This window comes from Streptomyces sp. NRRL S-37 (assembly GCF_000721605.1).
In the GTDB taxonomy this organism is placed as follows: Bacteria; Actinomycetota; Actinomycetes; order Streptomycetales; family Streptomycetaceae; genus Streptomyces.
In genome coordinates this window covers 52,896-68,479 of sequence record NZ_JOIZ01000027.1, presented here as the reverse complement: position 1 = coordinate 68,479, position 15,584 = coordinate 52,896, and the positions used below count along the sequence as shown (strand labels likewise).

Sequence of the window (15,584 nt, the reverse complement as noted above, 5' to 3'; positions counted from 1 at the left end):
GATCCTACGGAAGCGGCGCGGGCGTCAGGTCGCCCGGCGGAAGGGGCGGAGGAGGCCGGACAGATGCCAGTGGCGGTGCTCCGTCTTCGGGTCGGTTCCCTCGGGCACCCATACCGCCTCGACGGGCCCGGCGGGCGGCACCCGGCGCTCCCGGTGGGCGGCGTCCCGCGCGGAGGCGACCCGGCCCGGCCGCATGATCCGTACGACATGGCCGTCGCAGTTCTGGCACGTCGGCCGGTTCAGCGGGGAGGGGACGATCAGGCCGTCCGCCACGTACATCACGAAGTCGTGGCCGTCGGCGGCGGTGTGGTGCTCTATTTCGTACGACTGTTCCCAGCCGTATCCGCATCGCATGCAGGCGAAGGAATACGACTCGTTGACCACGGCGGTGGCGCCCGCCCGCAGCACGCTGTGCCCCGAGATCTCGGTCATGCCGGCTCCTGTCGGTCCACTGGCAGAACGGATCGCATCCGATCCTTCTCCTCCAGTGGACTCCTCCGCGGACCGGAGCGCAGGAGGGGCGGCCGAGTATTGGCGGCGATTTGATGCCCCCTTGCCCGACCGCCGCGCGGACGGTGCCGGGGCTTTGCCTTCCGCCGGGTCGCTTTACCCGTCCGTGGGGCGCCCGCTCACCGGAGAAGCGTCCTGCTCGGAGACCGTTGTGCGCTCCGGAGCCGTTCCGCGCCCCCGGAGCCGTTCACGCCCCCGCGTTCTTCGCGGCCACCACCGCGTCGAACACCTGCCGTTTGGGAAGCCCCGCCTCCACGGCCACCGCCGCGATCGCCTCCTTGCGGCGCTCCCCCGCCTCCTCCCGCACCCGCACCCGGCGCACCAGCTCGGCCGCGTCGACCTCCTCGGCCCCCTTCTCCGGCGCCCCTTCGACCACCACCGTGATCTCCCCGCGCACGCCCTCCGCCGCCCACGCGGCCAGCTCCGCCAGCGGGCCCCGCTTGACCTCCTCGTACGTCTTGGTCAGCTCCCGGCAGACGGCGGCCCGCCGTTCCCCGCCGAACACCTCGGCCATCGCGGCGAGGGTGTCGTCGAGGCGGTGCGGGGCCTCGAAGTAGACGAGGGTGCGCCGCTCCTCGGCGACCTCGCGCAGCCGCCCCAGCCGTTCGCCGGCCTTCCGCGGCAGGAACCCCTCGAAGCAGAACCGGTCCACGGGCAGCCCGGACAGGGCGAGCGCGGTGAGCACGGCGGACGGGCCGGGCACGGCGGTGACCTTGACGTCCCGCTCGACGGCCGCGGCGACCAGCCGGTAGCCGGGGTCGGACACGGACGGCATCCCGGCGTCCGTCACCAGCAGCACGCGCGCGCCGCCCGTCAGCTCCTCGACCAGCTCGGGCGTGCGGGCGGACTCGTTGCCCTCGAAGTACGACACGATCCGCCCCTTGGGGGTGACGCCGAGCGCCTGGGTGAGGCGCCGCAGCCGCCGCGTGTCCTCGGCGGCGACGACGTCGGCGCCCGCGAGTTCCTCCGCGAGCCGGGGCGGGGCGTCGGAGATGTCGCCGATGGGGGTGCCTGCGAGTACGAGGATTCCGGTCACGCCCCCATCCTCCCAGTACGGAACAGAGCCGGGGCATACCGGTCATGCGCGGGACTCACACAGTCCCGTTCCCTACGATGGCGCGGTGACCAGTACCGCGTCCTCCATGGACACCCGGCAGGATCGGCCACCGCACGAAGAGCGGCCGTCGTGGCAGCAGCGGCTGCGCCGTTTCGGCTACCGGGCGCCGGGTCCGGCCGGAGGCGATGTCCGCAGGGACGACGTGTACGACCGCCTGGTGCCGCCGTACACGGAGCCGTCGAAGCGGCTGTGGGACACGCTGGGGGTGCCGCCGCTGCTCGCCGGGCGCATCGCCCGCTGGTCGGGGTGGGGCGGCCCGCTGCTGGTCACGCTGCTGGCGGGGGTGCTCCGGTTCTGGAACCTGGGCAGCCCGAAGGCGGTGATATTCGACGAGACGTACTACGCCAAGGACGCGTGGGCGCTGGTCCACCGCGGGTTCGAGGTCAACTGGGACAAGAACGCCAACGACCTGATCCTCTCGGGCGGTGCCGTCCCCATCCCGACGGACGCGGCGTACGTCGTGCATCCGCCGGTCGGCAAGTACGTGATCGGGCTGGGCGAGCTGATCTTCGGCTTCGACCCGTTCGGCTGGCGGTTCATGACGGCCCTGCTCGGCACGCTTTCCGTGCTGATGCTGTGCCGGATCGGCCGGCGCCTGTTCCGCTCCACGTTCCTCGGCTGTCTCGCGGGCGCGCTGATGGCGGTGGACGGGCTGCACTTCGTGATGAGCCGGACCTCGCTGCTCGACGGCGTGCTGATGTTCTTCGTGCTGGCGGCGTTCGGCTGCCTGCTGGTCGACCGGGACCGGGCGCGCGAAAAACTCGCCGCCGCGCTGCCCGTGGACGCCGACGGCCGGGTCCGCCCGGACGCGTACGTCGCCGAGCACACCCGGATCGGCTTCCGTCCGTGGCGCCTGGCGGCGGGTCTGATGCTGGGCCTGGCGATCGGCACGAAGTGGAACGGCCTCTACATCACGGCCGCGTTCTGTGTGATGGCGGTGCTGTGGGACGTCGGCGCGCGCCGGGTCGCCGGCGCGCACCGGCCCCGCGTCGCGGTCCTGCGGCGCGACCTGGGCTGGGCGTTCCTGTCGACCGTGCCGGTGGCGGTGGTCACCTACTTCGCCTCCTGGATCGGCTGGATCCTCTCCCCGGCCGACGGCACCGGCGGCTACTACCGCGACTGGGCGGCGAAGGACGGCAAGGACAGCGACTGGTCGTGGCTGCTGCCCGACTGGTGGCGCAGCCTGTGGCACTACGAGAACCAGGTCTACGACTTCCACGTGGGCCTGTCCTCGCCGCACACCTACGAGTCCAACCCGTGGAGCTGGATCGTCACCGGCCGCCCGGTCTCCTACTTCTACGAGTCCCCGGCCCCCGGCATGGACGGCTGCCCGGCCGACGCGGGCGAGAAGTGCGCCCAGGAGGTGCTGGCCCTCGGCACCCCGATGCTGTGGTGGACGGCCTGCTTCGCGATCCTCTACGTCCTGTGGCGCTGGCTGCTGCGCCGCGACTGGCGGGCCGGCGCGATCGCCTGCGGCATCGCGGCCGGCTACGCCCCCTGGTTCCTCTACCAGGAGCGCACGATCTTCTTCTTCTACGCCGTCGTCTTCCTCCCCTTCCTCTGCCTGGCCGTGGCGATGCTCCTGGGCGCCCTCGTCGGCCCGCCCCGCTCCACCGACACCCGCCGCGTCGCGGGCGCGACGGCGGCGGGCGTACTGACCCTCCTGATCGCCTGGAACTTCATCTATTTCTGGCCCATCTACACCGGCATCCCGATCCCGATAGAGGACTGGCGGGCGCGGATGTGGCTGGATACGTGGGTTTGAGCCGTTCCGGTGTCCGGGCGGGTCTCCGTTCGGACAACAAACGGAAACAGCCGTCCCGGTTGTCACCCCCTGCGCATAGAGTGCTCACTCAGCGGACTTTTTGAACACGTTCATAAGGCGTGGGGAGTCCGGCGGAGGGGGATGTCCGATGAGCAAGGGGGTCAAGGCCGCCGTCATCGGCGGTGTGTTCGCGGTGATGCTGGGCGGGGCCGGGTACGGCGCCTACAACATCGTGTCGGCCGTGAGCGGTGGCGGGGGCGGTGGTGCGAGCGCCGCGGGGACGAAGGAGACCGGGCCGCCGGACGCGGGGGAGGTCGAGGAGACCACCAAGAATTTCTTCGCGGCCTGGGAGAAAGGGGAGGTGTCGCAGGCGGCGTCGTACACGAACAACGCGCAGGAGGCCGGCGCGCTGCTGACGGCGTACGGCGACGACGCACACATAGGCGAGGTCGGCATCACGCCCGGCAAGGCCACCGGCACCACCGTGCCGTTCACGGTGAAGGCGACCGTCACCTTCGACGGGAAGTCCGAGGCGCTGAGCTACAGGAGCGAGCTGACCGTCGTACGCGGGAAGACCACCGGGCGGGCGCTGGTCGACTGGCAGCCGTCCGTCGTCCACCCGGATCTGAAGGAGGGCGACACCCTCGTCACCGAGGAGTCCGCGCAGCCGCCCATCGAGGCGGTGGACCGCAACGGCACGGTGCTGACGAAGGAGAAGTACCCCTCGCTCGGGCCGGTCCTGGACACCCTGCGCCAGAAGTACGGCGAGAAGGCGGGCGGCACCCCCGGCGTCGAGCTGGTGATCAGACACTCCGCGGGCACCACGGGCGAGGCCGCCGCCGACACCCCGCTGCTGACCCTCGCCGAGGGCGAGCCGGGCAAGCTGCGCACCACCCTCAGCGCCACGGCGCAGGCCGCGGCCGAGAAGGCGGTGCGGCAGTACGCCGAGTCGTCGGTGGTGGCGGTGAAGCCGAGCACCGGTGAGGTGCTGGCGGTGGCCAACCACCGCGACGACGGGTTCAACGCGGCCTTCCAGGGGCAGGTCGCCCCCGGCTCCACCATGAAGATCATCACCGCCGCCATGCTCATCGACAACGGCGTGACCTCCATGAACGGCCCGGCGCCCTGTCCGCCCAGCGCCATGTGGCAGGGGCAGACCTTCAAGAACCTCACCGGCATGGAGCCGAACGAGGGCGCCAGCCTCGCCAACAGCTTCCTGCGCTCCTGCAACACGGCCTTCATCAAGCTCGTCGACGAGAAGCCGCTCACCGAAGCCTCGCTCACCCAGGAGGCCCAGGAACGGTTCGGGCTCGGCCGCGACGACTGGAAGACGGGCATCGCCTCCTTCGACGGCCGTGTTCCCACCGTCAGCGGCCCGGACCAGGCGGCGAACGCCATCGGCCAGGGCCAGGTGCAGATGAACCCGCTGAACATGGCCTCCGTGACGGCCACCGCCATCACCGGCGCCTTCCGCCAGCCGTACCTGGTCCCCTCCGACCTCGACGGCCGGCAGTTCGCGCAGGCCAAGGGACTCCCGGCGGGCACCGCCTCCCAGCTCAGGCAGATGATGCGGCTCACCGCCACCCAGGGCACCGCCCAGGAGGCCATGGCCGGGCTCCGCGGCGACATCGGCGCGAAGACCGGTTCCGCCGAGGTCGACGGCAACACCACCTCCGACAGCTGGTTCACCGGCTTCCGCGACGACGTCGCGGCGGCGGCCATGGTCCAGAAGGGCGGCCACGGCGGCGACGCGGCCGGGCCGATTGTCGCAGCCGTGCTACGAGCCGCCGGCTGACCGCGCCGGGCACGCGGCGGGACTCTAGTGTGGTGGCCGTCGTCGGCACACGTGAGCGCCACGAGGGCCACGGGGAGCCCGGCGGACAGTGGAGGAACGGGAAGCAGTGGGGAACAGAAGGAACGCCGCCGGGGGGCGCAGGAGACGGCCCGTCGTGCTCGGCGGGGTGATCGCCGTGGTCGTCGGGGGCGCCGGGTTCGGCGCCTACGCGCTGTTCGGCGGCGGTGCCGCGGCCGAGGACGGCACGCGGACGTCGTCCTCCGCGCAGGCGAAGGACGTCAGGACCGGGCCGCTGTCCGCCGCCGAGGTCACCGGCACGGCCGAACGCTTCCTCACCGCCTGGCAGTCCGGGAAGGTGAAGGAAGCCGCCGCCACCACCGACGATCCCGAGGCCGCGGCCGCCCTGCTCACCGCCTACGCCGAGGACGCCCGGATCAAGGACCTCACCCTCACCCCCGGCACCCGCGCCGGCGGCAAGGTCCCCTTCGCCGTCAAGGGCACGGTCTCAGCCGAGGACGTCAGCAAGCCGCTGGCGTACGACAGCGCGCTGACCGTCGTACGCCGGGCCGGGGACGGTGAGCCGCGGGTGGCCTGGCAGCCGGCCGTGGTGCATCCCGAGCTGAAGGAGGGCGACACCCTTGTCACCGGCGAGGCGGGCACCCCGCCCGTCAAGGCGCTGGACCGGGACGGCGACGAGCTGACCACCGCCGCGTACCCGTCCCTGGGGCCGGTGCTGGACGGGCTGCGCGAGAAGTACGGCGAGAAGGCGGGCGGCGAGGCCGGCGTCGAGCTGCGGATCGTGCGCGGCAAGGCGTCGAAGAAGGCGGAGCTGTCCGACAAGACGCTCCTGGAACTGAGCGAGGGCACGCCCGGCACGGTGAAGACCACGCTGAGCCCGTCCCTGCAGGCCGCCGCCGAGGCACAGGTGGCGAAGAAGGAGCGGGCGTCGGTGGTGGTGCTGCGCCCGTCGACCGGCGAGATCCTGGCGGTGGCGAACTCCTCGCACGGTTTCAACACCGCGTTCTCCGGTTCGCTGGCCCCGGGCTCCACGATGAAGGTGATCACCGCCTCGCTGCTGATCGAGAAGGGCCTCGCCTCGGTGGACGAGCAGCACCCGTGCCCGAAGTACTTCACCTACGGCGGCTGGAAGTTCCAGAACGACGACAAGTTCGAGATCAAGGACGGCACGTTCAAGGCGAGTTTCGCCCGTTCCTGCAATACGGCCTTCATCAGCCAGGCGCCCGAGCTGGCGGACGACGACCTGACCAAGCAGGCCCAGCAGGTCTTCGGGCTGTCGATGAACAACTGGCAGGTCGGCGTGCCGACCTTCGACGGCTCGGTGCCGGTGCAGTCGAAGGCCCCGATGGGGGCCTCCCTGATCGGCCAGGGCGGGGTGCGGATGAACCCGCTGAACATGGCGTCGGTGTCGGCGACGGTCCAGTCGGGCGTCTTCCGCCAGCCGTACCTGGTCTCCCCTCAGGTCGACGGGCGGAAGCTCGCGACGGCCTCGCGCACCCTGTCGGCCGGCACGCTGGCGCAGCTCCGGGAGCTGATGTCGTACACCGCCTCCTACGGCACCGCCGCGGAGGCGATGGCCGGGGTGAGCGGGCAGAAGGGCGCGAAGACCGGGTCGGCCGAGGTCGACGGGCAGAAGAAGCCCAACGGCTGGTTCACCGCGTACCGCGGGGACCTGGCGGCCGCGGGCGTGGTCCAGCAGGGCGGTCACGGCGGCTCGACGGCCGGCCCGATCGTGGCCCGGAGACCGAGCGTCAGGCCCGGAGACCGAGCGTCAGGCCCGGAGACCGAGCGTCAGGCCCGGAGACCGAGCGTCAGGCCCGGAGGCCGAGCGTCAGGCCCGGAGCCGAGGGCCTGGCCCAGCGGCCGGGCGTCAGGCCCAAAGCCGGACGCCGCCCCCGGCAGCCGAGGGCCGGCACCGGGGTCGGGCGTCAGTGCGGGACGGGTTCGGCGGCGGCCGCGTAGGTCCGCCGCAGGAACCGGGTCAGGGTCTTGGTCTCGAACTGCACCACCGACACGCCCTGCGCGGTGTGGAACTCGACCACGGCCTGGACCCGGCCGCACGGCCACACCCGTATCTCGTCCCGGCCCGCGGGGGCGCGCAGCCCCTGCTCCAGCAGTTCCCGTGCGACGGTCCATTCGCGGGGCGCGGCGCCCGGAAGCTCCATGTGGACACAGCGGGGGTCCTGCTCGGAGTCGTAGCGCAGTACCACGGGTACCGCTCCACGGTCCTCATCCAGGACGTCGGTGACGATGTGGGCTCGCGCGTACTGCTCTACCACGGACATCGGTGGCCCCTTACGCTGCGCCGATCTGAATGAAAGCCGTCCAAGCCGTATACCCGCCCCCCGTTCCATCGTGCACCCGATCCGGAATTCGCGCGTCCGAGAGGCGCATATCACAGCCGGGCTATGCATGAGGTAAAACAAGGGGCTCGCTCTTGCGCAACGTTTGCAACAGGCCACATCATCGAGTCCGTGCACGCACCTGACGGATTCATCAACGCCCCCATATCAGCCGCTGCCGGAGTCGTCGCCGCCGGCGCCATCGCCGTGAGCCTGCGCGGCGCCCGCCGCGAACTCGACGAGCGCACCGCGCCCCTGGCCGGACTGGTGGCGGCGTTCATCTTCGCCGTGCAGATGCTGAACTTCCCCGTCGCGGCGGGGACCAGCGGCCATCTGCTCGGCGGCGCCCTCGCCGCGATCCTCGTCGGCCCCTTCACCGGGGTCCTGTGCGTCTCCGTCGTCCTGCTGATGCAGGCCGTCCTCTTCGCCGACGGCGGGCTGACCGCGCTCGGCGTGAACATCACCGACATGGCGATCGTCACCACGGTCGTCGCCTACGCGCTCTTCCGCGGCCTGGTGAAGGTGCTGCCGCGCACCCGCCGCTCGGTGACCGCCGCCTCCTTCGTCGCCGCCCTGGTCTCCGTCCCCGCCTCCGCCGTCGTCTTCACGCTGCTCTACGCGATCGGCGGCACCGCCGACGTCTCCCTCGGCAAGGTCGCCGGCGCCATGGTGGGCGTGCACGTCCTCATCGGCATCGGCGAGGCCGTGATCACCGCCCTGACCGTCGGCGCGGTCATCGCCGTCCGCCCGGACCTGGTGCACGGGGCGCGCGGCCTGACGCAGAAGCTCAAGCTGCGGGTGAACGGCGAACTGGTCGACGCCCCGGACACCCCGGAGCCGGAGCCCGTCCCCGCCCGTTCCCCGCGCAAGGTGTGGATCACCGGCCTGGTCACCTCGCTGGTCCTCGCCGGGTTCGTCAGCTTCTACGCCTCCGCGGACCCGGACGGCCTGGAGAAGGTCGCCGGCGACCACGGCATCGACAAGAAGGCCGAGGAGCACGCGATCGCCGGCTCCCCGCTCGCCGACTACGGCGTCAAGGACGTCGACGACGCCCGCCTCTCCGGAGGCCTGGCCGGCGTGATCGGGGTGGGCGTGACGGTCGTCGCGGGCACCGGAGTGTTCTGGGCGGTCCGCAGGCGCCGTACCGGCGAGGAGGCCGAGGCCGCCGCCTCCCCCACCCGTACGAGCGTCTGACGTGGGAGCGGGTCACGCGCACAAGCTCTACCGGCACGGGCACTCCCCCGTGCACGCCCTGCCGCCGCACACCAAGCTCACCGCGGTCTTCGCCTTCGTCCTGGTCGTGGTGTCCACCCCGCGCGAGGCGATGTGGGCGTTCGCGGTGTACGCCGGACTGCTCGCCCTCGTCGCGTACGCCGCCCGCGTCCCGGCCGGCTTCCTGCTCAAGCGGCTGCTGATCGAGGTCCCGTTCGTCGCCTTCGCCGTCCTCCTGCCGTTCGTCGCGGAGGGCGAACGGACCGACGTCCTCGGGCTGTCGCTGAGCGTGAACGGACTGTGGGGCGCGTGGAACGTGCTGGCCAAGGGCACCCTGGGCGTGGCCGCCTCGGTCCTCCTCGCCTCCACCACCGAGCTGCGCGAACTCCTCCTCGGCCTCCAGCGGCTGAGGCTGCCGCCGCTGCTGGTGCAGATCGCCTCCTTCATGGTCCGCTACGGCGACGTCATCACCGACGAGATGCGGCGCATGCGGATCGCCCGCGAGTCCCGCGGCTTCGAGGCGCGCGGGGTGAGGCACTGGGGCGTCCTCGCCAAGTCGGCGGGCGCGCTGTTCATCCGCTCCTACGAACGCGGCGAGCGGGTCCACCTGGCCATGGTCAGCCGCGGCTACGCCGGTTCCATGCCGGTGATCGACGAGGTGACCGCGGACCGGGCGCAGTGGTCGTACGCCCTCGCCCTCCCCTCGGCCGCCCTCGTCGTCTGTCTGCTGGGATGGGCCCTATGAGTACTGCTTCCCTGGAGGTCTCCGGCCTCGCCTTCGCCTACCCCGACGGCCACCAGGCCCTGTTCGGCGTCGACTTCTCGATCACGCGCGGCGAGCGGGTCGCGCTGCTCGGCCCGAACGGCGCCGGCAAGACCACCCTCGTCCTCCACCTCAACGGCATCCTGACCGGCGGCACCGGCACGGTGACGGTGGCCGGGCTGCCCGTGGGCAGGAAGCACATGGCGGAGATCCGGCGCCGGGTCGGCATCGTCTTCCAGGACCCGGACGACCAGCTCTTCATGCCGACGGTGCGCGAGGACGTGGCGTTCGGTCCGGCGGCGGCCGGGCTGCGGGGGCCCGAGCTGGAGGAGCGGGTGGACCGGGCGCTGGGCCTGGTCGGCATGGCGGAGTTCAAGGACCGCCCGCCGCACCACCTCTCCTTCGGCCAGCGGCGCCGGGTGGCCGTGGCGACCGTCCTGGCGATGGAGCCGGAGATCCTGGTCCTGGACGAGCCGTCCTCCAACCTGGACCCCGCCTCCCGCCGCGAACTCGCCGACATCCTGCGCTCCCTGGACGTCACCGTCCTGATGGTCACCCACGACCTGCCCTACGCCCTCGAACTGTGCCCGCGCTCACTGATCCTCAGCGACGGTGTGATCGCGGCGGACGGCGCCACGGCGGATCTGCTCGCCGACGACGCGCTGATGCGCGCCCACCGGCTTGAGCTGCCGTACGGCTTCGATCCGCGCTCCGTGCCGGCCGCGCCCGGCCGTTCGTAACGATCGCGCACAGTCACCTCCGCCCAGGAATCGCAGGCGGACCGGCACTGTTGCACGCACTGTCACAGGCGAGTGCCACAGGCGAGGGGAAGGACCGAGGGACGTGGACGTGCACGGCACGGTGGCCGGGGGTTTCGAACCGGTCCGGGAGGCGTTCGCGCGGAACTTCGAGGCGCTCGGGGAGCGGGGCGCGGCCGTCGCCGTGTACCGGGACGGACGCAGGGTCGTCGACCTGTGGGCCGGGGTGAAGGACGTCGACGGCACGCGGCCCTGGGAGCGGGACACCGCGCAGGTCGTGCGCTCGGCGACCAAGGGCGTCGCCGCCGCCGTCCTCCTGCTGCTGCACCGGCGCGGCGAGCTGGACCTGGACGCGCCGGTCGGCCGGTACTGGCCGGAGTTCAAGGCGCAGGGCAAGGAGCGGCTGCTGGTCCGGCACGTACTGAACCACCGCGCGGGGCTCCCCGTCCTGGACCGTCCGCTCATCCTGGACGAGGCGGCCGACCCCGTACGGGCCGCCGAGGCGGTCGCCGCGCAGGCCCCCGCCTGGGAGCCGGGCACCGGCCACGGCTATCACGCGCTGACCTACGGTTGGCTGGTCGACGAGCTGGTGCGCCGGGTGACCGGCCGGGGCTGCGGCGAGTGGATCGCGTCGGAGATCGCCGGGCCGCTGGGCCTCGACCTGTGGGTGGGGCTGCCGGACGCGCAGGCCCACCGCGTGGGCACGGTCGGCAGGGTCGAGGGCCCCGAGCCGTCCGGGACGCTCCGCGCCCGCCCCAAGCGCTCGGTCACCGACGCCTACGCCGACCCGTCCTCCCTCACCCGCCGCGCCTTCGCGGCGATCACCCCCTTCCCGGACCAGAACGCCCCGGCCTTCCACGCGGCGTCCCTGCCCGCCGCCAACGGAATCGCGACGGCGGACGGGCTGGCGCGCTTCTACGCGTCACTGACCGGCCCGGTCGACGGCGTACGCCTCCTCGACCCGGCCACCGTGGAACTCGCCCGCGCCGAGGAGTCGGCCGGCCCCGACCGGGTGCTGGTCGTGAACACCCGCTTCGGGCTCGGCTACATGCTGCACGGCGGCGCCTCCCCCCTCCTGGCCCCGGGCTCCTTCGGCCACCCCGGCCGCGGCGGCTCCCTCGGCTTCGCCGACCCGGAGTCGGGCATCGGCTTCGGCTACGTCACCAACGGCTTCCGCAGGACGGTGACGGCGGACCCCAGGGCCCAGGCGCTGATACGGGCGGTACGGCAGGCTCTTTCGGCCTAGACGTGGATCGGGTGCGAGACGCGGCCCGACGCGTCGTCGATCTCGCCGTGCGCCTTGGTCAGCATCTGCATGGCGAGTTCGTTCAGCGCGCGTGCGCCGGCGATCTCCTCCCCGACCCGTGGCTGATTGGAGTCGGTGTGGTGCCGGTTCGCGTGGCCGTGGGCCCGTACCTCACTCCCGTCGGGCAGCCGGACCATCGCGGCGGCGCGCGTCTGCCGGTCGTCCTCCTCGAACTCCAGGTCCACGTGCCATCCCACTGCGGTGTGCGTCATGAGGATCACCTCCGGAATTCCTCTCATTCCAGAGTGCCCCTCGCCCCGCACCCGCGCACCCGCCCGTGTCCGACGGAAACGTGGCGACCGGCTCAGGCCACGGTGTACTCCGCGTCCCCGAAGTCCGCGACCACACGGAGCCGGCCCCCGAGCGCTTCCACATAGGCCCGGAGTGTCGCGACCTCGGCCCGGTCCAGCTCGCCGTGCTCGATCGCGGAGACACGAGGTGCCGAAACTCCCATGGACGCGGCGACCTGGCGCTGGGTCAACGCCTGGTCACGCCGGACCTCTGCCAGCTTGAAAGCGCGCACCTCGGCGGTCAGCCTGTCCATGGCCGCCTGCTTCTCCTCAGCCGAACGCACCGGCAGCCCAGCGACCTCACGCCGCTCGCGGGCCTTGCGCTTGGCCTCCTCCCAGCCGACCGTTCTCATTCGTACTCCCTGGTTTCAAGATCGGTCATATGCATGCGGTATCGCTCCTCGGCGACCGGAATGAGCCTGATGTTAATGCAAGCGTTAACATCAGGCTCGATCCTGAACGAGGCAGGCCGGGCGGAGAGGCCGAATCATCCAGTGCGCTCGCGCACGTCGCACTGGGGCGACCGTGAGCGTCGGCAGCAACGAGCCAGTGTGTACACATGGGGCGCTATGTACCTTTAACGCATGACGCAGATGCCCGTAGGGTCCATTAACGGAGAGCTGGCGGCCTGGGCCGTTCGCGACGGACGCCGCTCCATGATCCACGACACCTGACACACCGTGCGCAGAGGGAAGCCGGTGAGGGCGCCCCGTCCCCACGGAGCCCTCACCGGCTGGTTCTGCGTACCGCTCAGGCCGTCAGGCCCGGACGAGTTCCCGGTCCTCGTCCTTGCGGTCGTCGTCCGTGCGCAGGCCCTCGCCCTCGACGTCCACGTTGGGCAGGATCCGGTCCAGCCACTTCGGCAGCCACCAGGCCTTGTCGCCAAGCAGGGCCAGCACCGCCGGGACGATCGTCATGCGGACGACGAACGCGTCGAAGAGGACGGCGACGGCGAGGCCGAAGCCGATCATCTTGACCATCTGCTCGCTGGAGCCGATGAAGCCGGAGAACACCGCCATCATGATCACCGCCGCGGCGGTCACCACCCGGGCGCTGTACTTGAAGCCGGTCACCACGGCCTGGGCGGGCTTCTCCCCGTGGACGTAGGCCTCCCGCATCCGGGTCACGAGGAACACCTCGTAGTCCATGGCCAGTCCGAAGACCACGCCGACCATGAAGATCGGCATCATCGACATGATCGGGCCGGTCTCCTCGACGCCCATCAGGCCGGACAGCCAGCCCCACTGGTAGACCGCGACGACCGCGCCGAGGGCCGCGAGGACCGACAGCAGGAAGCCGAGGGCCGCCTTCAGCGGGACCAGGATCGACCGGAAGACGACGATCAGCAGCAGGAACGCCAGGCCGACCACCAGGACCAGGTACGGCACCAGCGCGTCGTTGAGCTTCTGCGAGACGTCGATGTTCATGGCCGTGGCGCCGGTGACCAGGACGTCGGCGCCGGTGTCGGCCTTGATGTCCGCGCCGGTGTCACGGATGTCGTGCACCAGGTCCTCGGTGGTCACCGAGGAGGGCTTGGAGTCGGGGACGACGGTGATCGTCGCCGTGTCGCCGGCCTTGTTGGGGGCGGCCGGGGCGACGTTCACGACGTTGTCGAGGCCCTTGATGTCGTCGCCGGCCTGCTGGAAGACGGCCTGCGGGTCGTCACTTCCCTTGGCGTCGACCACGACCACCAGCGGGCCGTTGAAGCCGGGGCCGAAGCCCTCGGAGAGCAGGTCGTAGGCGCGGCGCTGGGTGGTGGACGTCGGCTGGGAACCGTCGTCGGGCAGGCCCAGTTCGAGCGAGGCGGCCGGGACGGCCGCGGCTCCCAGGCCGACCACGCCGAGCAGCAGCACGGCCAGCGGACGGCGTACGACGAAGCTCGCCCAGCGGGTGCCCATGTTCGGGCGCTGCGGCTTCTCCGCGGCGCGGCCCCCGCCGAGCAGCTTGCTCTTCTCGCCGGCGGGGCGGACCCGGCGGCCGGCGTAGCCGAGCAGGGCGGGGACCAGGGTGAGGGCGATCAGGACCGCGAGGGCGACCGTGCCGGCGGCGGCGATGCCCATCTTGGTCAGCATCGGGATGTTGACGACGGACAGACCGACCAGGGCGATCACGACGGTGAGACCGGCGAAGACCACGGCGGAGCCCGCGGTGCCGACGGCCCGGCCGGCCGCCTCCTCGCGCCCGCGGCCCTCGGCCAGTTCGGCCCGGTAGCGGGAGACGACGAACAGCGCGTAGTCGATGCCGACCGCGAGGCCGATCATCGAGGCCAGGATGGAGGTGGTGGAGCCGAGGTCCAGGGTGCTGGCCAGGGCGGTGATGCTGGAGACGCCGATGCCGACGCCGACGATCGCGGTGAGCAGCGGCAGCCCGGCCGCGAGCAGCGAGCCGAAGGTGATGACGAGGACGACCGCGGCGACGCCGATGCCGATGATCTCGGCGGCACCGGTGTGCGGGACGGCCTGAAGGGCGTCACCGCCGATCTCCACGGTCAGCCCGGAGTCGCGGGCGTCCTCGGCGGCGCCCTCCAGGGCGTCGCGGGAGGCGTCCTCCAGCTCCATGCCGGAGACCTTGTAGCTCACCGAGGCGTAGGCGATGGTGCCGTCCTGGCTGACGCCGCCGCCCTGGTACGGGTCGGTGACGCGGGCGACCTCGGAGCCGTCGGAGAGCTCGTCGACGGTCTTCCGGACGGTCGCCTTGTGATCGGCGTCGGTCATCTTCTCGCCGGCCGGTGCCTTGAAGACGACGCGTGCGGTCGCCCCGTCGGCGCTGGAGCCGGGGAAGCGTTCCTCCAGCAGGTCGAAGGCCTTCTGGGCCTCGGTGCCGGGGATGGAGAAGGACGAGTTGCCGGCCGCCGGGGCGCCGGCCGCGCCGACGCCCGCGAGCGCCAGCAGCGCCACCCAGATGAGGGCTACGAGATGCCGTCGCCTGAAGGCGAACCGGCCGATTCGATAGAGGAAAGTGGCCACGAGGGCGTACTCCCGGTCAGGTCGTGATTGCTTCGGGGCAGGGGTGCTCAGCCCGACGACGTGAGCGGTGACGTCAGGTGGTGATGGCTGACCGCGGGGACGGTCAGTGAGGGGTCACGCCGAGGGCGGGGAGCACCACGGCGTCGATGTACGAGGTGAGGAATTCCCGCGTGGGCGGCAGGTCGTCGATCAGCGTCCGGGTGGCGAACGCGCCGACGAGCATGTGCACCATGTAGTCCAGCGCCGGGTTGTCGGGGCTGATCTCGCCCCGGTCGACCGCGCGCCGGATCATCCGCCGGAACTCCTCCATCTCCGGTTCGACCAGGAGTTCCTTGAACGCCTGGCGGAGATCGTCGTTCATGTGCACGGCCATGGCGAGCGCGCGCATCAGGGCGGCGTTCTGCTCCATGACGCAGTCGTCCTCACGGCTGACGATGGCGTGCAGGTCGCCGCGCAGGGTCCCGGTGTCGATGTCGGCGATGCCGCCGGGCTTCTGGCTGCGCATCGCTCTCACCACCAGCTCGGCCTTGCCGCCCCACTGGCGGTAGAGGGTGGCCTTGCTGGACCGGGTGCGGGCGGCCACGGCGTCCATGGTGACGGCGTCGTAGCCGACCTCGCGGAGCAGGGCGAGCACGGCGCCGTACAGCTCGGCCTCGCGCTCGGGGGTGATCCGGCTGCGCCGCGTCGTCGCTGTCTCGCTCATACCGTTCACCTTTCCGCTCCGCGTCCCAGGTGTCAAAGA

The 15,584-nt window shown here is 71.7% G+C and carries 13 protein-coding genes and 1 pseudogene; 7 read left to right on the top strand and 7 right to left on the bottom strand.

Annotated features, from left to right (window positions below; translation table 11 throughout):
- Nucleotides 1-24: 24 nt before the first annotated feature.
- A complete protein-coding gene (locus tag IH50_RS0132025) occupies nucleotides 25-432 on the bottom strand; it encodes a hypothetical protein (RefSeq protein WP_030870295.1) in 408 nt (135 codons plus the stop codon).
- Between the two features lie 265 nt (nucleotides 433-697).
- Nucleotides 698-1,546, bottom strand: a complete 849-nt coding sequence (gene rsmI / locus IH50_RS0132020; protein WP_030870293.1) for a 16S rRNA (cytidine(1402)-2'-O)-methyltransferase — start codon at nucleotides 1,544-1,546, stop codon at nucleotides 698-700.
- A gap of 85 nt (nucleotides 1,547-1,631) precedes the next feature.
- On the opposite strand from rsmI, the gene IH50_RS0132015 reads away from it, so the two are divergent.
- From IH50_RS0132015 to IH50_RS0132005, 3 genes and pseudogenes are all read left to right on the top strand, one after another.
- Nucleotides 1,632-3,392, top strand: a complete 1,761-nt coding sequence (locus tag IH50_RS0132015) for a dolichyl-phosphate-mannose--protein mannosyltransferase (RefSeq protein ID WP_030870291.1) — start codon at nucleotides 1,632-1,634, stop codon at nucleotides 3,390-3,392.
- A 148-nt stretch (nucleotides 3,393-3,540) separates the two neighbouring features.
- A complete protein-coding gene (locus tag IH50_RS0132010) occupies nucleotides 3,541-5,187 on the top strand; it encodes a penicillin-binding transpeptidase domain-containing protein (RefSeq protein ID WP_030870290.1) in 1,647 nt (548 codons plus the stop codon).
- Between the two features lie 106 nt (nucleotides 5,188-5,293).
- Nucleotides 5,294-6,943 (top strand): annotated as a pseudogene (locus tag IH50_RS0132005) (penicillin-binding transpeptidase domain-containing protein); the annotation flags it as partial.
- Nucleotides 6,944-7,133: 190 nt separating this feature from the next.
- Here the strand turns inward: IH50_RS0132005 and IH50_RS40275 are convergent.
- Nucleotides 7,134-7,490 (bottom strand): SsgA family sporulation/cell division regulator, encoded by a 357-nt coding sequence (locus IH50_RS40275; protein ID WP_078914166.1) that lies wholly within the window; start codon nucleotides 7,488-7,490, stop codon nucleotides 7,134-7,136.
- Between the two features lie 189 nt (nucleotides 7,491-7,679).
- On the opposite strand from IH50_RS40275, the gene IH50_RS0132000 reads away from it, so the two are divergent.
- The 4 genes from IH50_RS0132000 (at nucleotide 7,680) to IH50_RS0131985 (ending at nucleotide 11,526) form a co-directional block, all read left to right on the top strand.
- Entirely contained in the window at nucleotides 7,680-8,741 is a 1,062-nt protein-coding gene (locus tag IH50_RS0132000) for an energy-coupling factor ABC transporter permease (protein WP_030870286.1), read from the top strand.
- A 1-nt stretch (nucleotide 8,742) separates the two neighbouring features.
- Nucleotides 8,743-9,504: a cobalt ECF transporter T component CbiQ gene (cbiQ, locus tag IH50_RS0131995; RefSeq protein ID WP_030870285.1), complete on the top strand. Its 762-nt coding sequence runs from the start codon at nucleotides 8,743-8,745 to the stop codon at nucleotides 9,502-9,504.
- On the top strand, nucleotides 9,501-10,262 hold the full coding sequence (locus IH50_RS0131990; protein WP_107062200.1) for an energy-coupling factor ABC transporter ATP-binding protein: 762 nt from the start codon (nucleotides 9,501-9,503) through the stop codon (nucleotides 10,260-10,262). The genes cbiQ and IH50_RS0131990 overlap by 4 nt, the downstream gene beginning before the upstream one ends.
- Before the next feature lie 103 nt (nucleotides 10,263-10,365).
- Nucleotides 10,366-11,526, top strand: a complete 1,161-nt coding sequence (locus IH50_RS0131985) for a serine hydrolase domain-containing protein (RefSeq protein WP_030870280.1) — start codon at nucleotides 10,366-10,368, stop codon at nucleotides 11,524-11,526.
- Here the strand turns inward: IH50_RS0131985 and IH50_RS0131980 are convergent.
- The 4 genes from IH50_RS0131980 to IH50_RS0131965 all read right to left on the bottom strand — a co-directional run bounded on the left by IH50_RS0131980 (nucleotide 11,523) and on the right by IH50_RS0131965 (nucleotide 15,545).
- Nucleotides 11,523-11,798, bottom strand: coding sequence for a DUF1876 domain-containing protein (locus tag IH50_RS0131980; protein ID WP_030870277.1), 276 nt, complete (start codon nucleotides 11,796-11,798; stop codon nucleotides 11,523-11,525). The genes IH50_RS0131985 and IH50_RS0131980 overlap by 4 nt on opposite strands.
- Before the next feature lie 92 nt (nucleotides 11,799-11,890).
- The gene (locus IH50_RS0131975) at nucleotides 11,891-12,229 is read right to left on the bottom strand and encodes an XRE family transcriptional regulator (protein ID WP_030870272.1); all 339 of its coding nucleotides are present in this window, start codon (nucleotides 12,227-12,229) and stop codon (nucleotides 11,891-11,893) included.
- A gap of 405 nt (nucleotides 12,230-12,634) precedes the next feature.
- Nucleotides 12,635-14,842, bottom strand: coding sequence for an MMPL family transporter (locus IH50_RS0131970; protein WP_030870269.1), 2,208 nt, complete (start codon nucleotides 14,840-14,842; stop codon nucleotides 12,635-12,637).
- A 103-nt stretch (nucleotides 14,843-14,945) separates the two neighbouring features.
- Nucleotides 14,946-15,545 carry a TetR/AcrR family transcriptional regulator gene (locus IH50_RS0131965; RefSeq protein ID WP_030870266.1) on the bottom strand — a complete coding sequence of 200 codons (600 nt, stop codon included), beginning with the start codon at nucleotides 15,543-15,545 and terminating at the stop codon, nucleotides 14,946-14,948.
- Nucleotides 15,546-15,584: the final 39 nt, after the last annotated feature.

What these genes read in the sequence shown, in the direction of transcription:
- IH50_RS40275 (WP_078914166.1), bottom strand. Translation starts at nt 7,490, where the DNA reads ATGTCCGTGGTAGAGCAGTACGCGCGAGCCCACATCGTCACCGACGTC.
- IH50_RS0131975 (WP_030870272.1), bottom strand. Translation starts at nt 12,229, where the DNA reads ATGAGAACGGTCGGCTGGGAGGAGGCCAAGCGCAAGGCCCGCGAGCGG.
- IH50_RS0131990 (WP_107062200.1), top strand. Translation starts at nt 9,501, where the DNA reads ATGAGTACTGCTTCCCTGGAGGTCTCCGGCCTCGCCTTCGCCTACCCC.
- IH50_RS0131965 (WP_030870266.1), bottom strand. Translation starts at nt 15,545, where the DNA reads ATGAGCGAGACAGCGACGACGCGGCGCAGCCGGATCACCCCCGAGCGC.
- IH50_RS0131980 (WP_030870277.1), bottom strand. Translation starts at nt 11,798, where the DNA reads ATGACGCACACCGCAGTGGGATGGCACGTGGACCTGGAGTTCGAGGAG.
- IH50_RS0132025 (WP_030870295.1), bottom strand. Translation starts at nt 432, where the DNA reads ATGACCGAGATCTCGGGGCACAGCGTGCTGCGGGCGGGCGCCACCGCC.
- IH50_RS0132010 (WP_030870290.1), top strand. Translation starts at nt 3,541, where the DNA reads ATGAGCAAGGGGGTCAAGGCCGCCGTCATCGGCGGTGTGTTCGCGGTG.